General features: G+C 43.0%; 1 protein-coding gene and 1 pseudogene. Both read left to right on the plus strand.

Features of this window, described 5'->3' with window-relative positions; translation table 11 throughout:
• The coding region (locus tag R8O11_RS27375) for a putative capsular polysaccharide synthesis family protein (RefSeq protein ID WP_318194898.1) at nt 1-480 on the plus strand (480 nt) is incomplete at its 5' end.
• Nucleotides 480-732: pseudogene (locus R8O11_RS27380) on the plus strand (glycosyltransferase); the annotation flags it as partial. The gene R8O11_RS27375 and the pseudogene R8O11_RS27380, both read left to right, overlap by 1 nt.

Raw genomic sequence — 732 nt, forward strand, 5'->3', positions numbered from 1 at the left:
CAATCTTTACCTTTCTGGATGGCAGAAAAATACCTAAATGACGACAGTGCAATTCGCTCTGAGCGTCCGCAATTGTTGCAAGAAGCTTTCGAAGAGCACATGAATCACCACTACCCTTTGGAGTGGTTTGATAATGAAATCAAAATGCTAACAGGGATCGACGTGTTCAATAAACCGTTCGATCATGAAGCTGGTTGCCAAACCTACCAACAAGGCAACTTTTCTCTGCTCGTAATTCGAAGTGACAAGCTGAAGCAATCACCAGCTACCGTTGGCGATTTTCTCGGATATCCAGTTGATGTGGTCCACGACAACCAATCAAACAACAAATGGTACTCCTCGCTGATCAATGAGTTCAAAAACAGCTATCAACCTAAACCTGAGTTTATTGAGGAAATGTTGTCATCCAAATTGACGACCCACTTTTTTACTTCAAGTGAAATTTCCGAACTCAAACAAAAGTATCAAATGGCGCACTGATGAAAACAAAAATTTTACACATCATCAACGACCTATCTCAAAATGGTGGGGCGCAAAAGTTCTTAGTGGACTTGGTGCTCGAGCATAATCCCGAGTATGAAATCAAGATCCTCGTGTTGTGTGCTGAGAACGACTATTTGGAACAACTCTCCGCACAGGGAATCCAATGCTTTAACTGGCAGACACTGTCTCTATCGGAAAAATGGTCACTACTACGCTGGCCAGATCTCGTTCACGGACACCTGTATCCGT

The sequence above is a fragment of the Vibrio sp. 1288 genome (assembly GCF_033344475.1).